Source organism: Streptomyces sp. LHD-70 (assembly GCF_031157275.1).
GTDB lineage: Bacteria > Actinomycetota > Actinomycetes > Streptomycetales > Streptomycetaceae > Streptomyces.
The window spans coordinates 1-1,988 of sequence record NZ_JAVIFW010000054.1 but is presented as its reverse complement, the minus strand read 5'-3'; the positions used below and the strand labels follow the sequence as shown (position 1 = coordinate 1,988).

The window sequence follows — 1,988 nt, the reverse complement described above, 5'->3', positions numbered from 1 at the left end:
TACGGTCTTCGATCCATGCCCGCATCCCAGCATGCACATGACGAATGGTCGCCTCGTACGGCGATCAGTACCACGATCGAGCGATCACGAACCGAGGAAGATCGGACTTAACGACCTCTCAGATGTCCGTCAAAGCGGATCAAGCCCAGTCCTGCATCGCTTGCTCGATGTCCGGGACCACGAAGCACACATGGTAGAAGGCAGTCATCCACCCATGATCGAGCACGTCACCCCAGAGGCCCAGAGGATAAAGAAAAACAAGATCAGAGCCGGTCCCGTGTACCGCTTCGCTGAGCGGTCAGGCGAGATCCTCGCCGTGGTGGGCATCCTCGATGCAGGTGCCCACCGTGCGGGCCAGCTCCTCCACTGTCAGCTCGACCCGTCGTCCTTCCGCTGCTCTGTGCCCCCCGACCGTCTCCTCGTGCAGCCACCTGCTCGGCTGTGCGCCAACGCCCCACTGGCCGTCGGCGACCATCGCGATGTCGCCCACTGTCCACGGCCGCCCGGCAGCGCGGATCTTGCGCTCCAGCCCGGCTCCGTCCCAGTGTCTGCTCGCCTCGGCCATCTCTGCTCCGCCTTCGCCGCCGCGCGGCCCGTCGCCGCAACCCACATACGACAACCGCGTTCGCCGATCCATTCCCGTGCCGCTGGCTGCCTACTGACGGCTTCCAGTTCGCCCACGGCAGACGTCACTCCCCTGGAAACAACTACGTACTTCGGCACGACACATGCCAACGTACGGGTGTCGGGAAAACCGCAGGTCAACGAAGGGTTCGTCCAACTATGAACACCTCCGCCACCGTCGTCCGCCCCACCATTGAAGACCACAGGGAGCTGAAGGACCGCGGCAAGGGCTACGTCAACGAGTGCCACCGTCAGCACCTCGCCGACCCCACCGAGGGGCCGAAGTTCCTTCGCAACCCCCTTCGCCTCGACGCCTCCTGACAAACCACCACCAACCCCACCCCCTCTTCCCGTTCCGCTCTCGGAGGCCTTCTTGCCCCAGCACCTGACCGTCGGCCACCTGCTCCGCAAGCTCCAGGGACTCGACCCCAACCTGCCAATTCGCCTCGCCATCAACCCCGACTTCCCCTTCGCCCACTACGTGGGGGCCGATGTCGTCGTCCGGGACGGCAAGGCGTTCATCGCCGACGACGGCCAGGAGGACTACCTCCCGACGGCGGTGGGCGACTCCCTCGGCTGGGCCTGACCCGTTTCATCAACACCACGGAGGCTTCCATCTCGTCGCGACCCCACCCTTCGTCCGTCCTCCCGCTGCACGATCTCGCCGTACGCCCTATGCCGGACGGTGTACGCGGCGCTCTGGTCCAGCGCGTCTCCGCCCGGCCCGACGGCCCGCTCGACGTCACGTGGCTCGCGACCGGAACTCCAAGACTCCCTCTCGGCCGCATCCGCCTGCACTGGGAGCCCTCCTCCCTCACGGGCTGGGACATCACCGCCCACCTGGGCCTGGCCACCACCGAGGTGCACCTCGCCTCCTGGCCCGCCGCCCCGGACGACTGGCCGCGCCTGGTCCGTCCGACCGTCCACGAGGTGACCGGCCTCTGCGTCGCCCTCGCGTTCGCGACCGACGCCCTCGACCTCTCGAATCGCCTCGCCGACATCTGACCGAGAACCGCATAGTGCCGCCCCGCGCCGAACAGGTAGGGGCGGCCTTGCCGTGCGCCCAGCCAAGCGTTGCGTACGCTCCAGGGCTGGAAGCCGTTCGGTCGAGGTTCCGCAACAACCTGCACGGCTCCTCCCAGCGGGAGACCACTCCGTCTGACTGACCAGCACCCGAACCCGCCCGTAGGCTGCGGCCGTTACGACCGGTTCACCGATGCCGTTCCCATCATTCACCTCGCCCTAAGAGGTCGTTAAGTCCGATCTTCCTCGGTTCGTGATCGCTCGATCGTGGTACTGATCGCCGTACGAGGCGACCATTCGTCATGTGCATGCTGGGATGCGGGCATGGATCGAAGACCGTA

At 66.2% G+C, this 1,988-nt stretch carries 4 protein-coding genes; 3 read left to right on the top strand and 1 reads right to left on the bottom strand.

All coding sequences use genetic code 11. The annotated features are described in order from the left end of the window. Window positions 1–298: 298 nt before the first annotated feature. Window positions 299–565 carry a hypothetical protein gene (locus RCO28_RS39225; RefSeq protein WP_308946201.1) on the bottom strand — a complete coding sequence of 89 codons (267 nt, stop codon included), beginning with the start codon at window positions 563–565 and terminating at the stop codon, window positions 299–301. A 218-nt stretch (window positions 566–783) separates the two neighbouring features. Between RCO28_RS39225 and RCO28_RS39220 the strand changes: the two genes are divergently transcribed. The 3 genes from RCO28_RS39220 (at window position 784) to RCO28_RS39210 (ending at window position 1,629) form a co-directional block, all read left to right on the top strand. Further along, window positions 784–945, top strand: coding sequence for a hypothetical protein (locus RCO28_RS39220; protein ID WP_308946200.1), 162 nt, complete (start codon window positions 784–786; stop codon window positions 943–945). Window positions 946–997: 52 nt separating this feature from the next. Continuing rightward, window positions 998–1,210 (top strand): hypothetical protein, encoded by a 213-nt coding sequence (locus tag RCO28_RS39215; protein ID WP_308946199.1) that lies wholly within the window; start codon window positions 998–1,000, stop codon window positions 1,208–1,210. An 89-nt stretch (window positions 1,211–1,299) separates the two neighbouring features. Further along, window positions 1,300–1,629 carry an esterase gene (locus tag RCO28_RS39210; RefSeq protein WP_308946198.1) on the top strand — a complete coding sequence of 110 codons (330 nt, stop codon included), beginning with the start codon at window positions 1,300–1,302 and terminating at the stop codon, window positions 1,627–1,629. Window positions 1,630–1,988 lie beyond the last annotated feature (359 nt).

What these genes read in the sequence shown, in the direction of transcription:
- RCO28_RS39225 (WP_308946201.1), bottom strand. Translation starts at nt 565, where the DNA reads ATGGCCGAGGCGAGCAGACACTGGGACGGAGCCGGGCTGGAGCGCAAG.
- RCO28_RS39210 (WP_308946198.1), top strand. Translation starts at nt 1,300, where the DNA reads ATGCCGGACGGTGTACGCGGCGCTCTGGTCCAGCGCGTCTCCGCCCGG.
- RCO28_RS39220 (WP_308946200.1), top strand. Translation starts at nt 784, where the DNA reads ATGAACACCTCCGCCACCGTCGTCCGCCCCACCATTGAAGACCACAGG.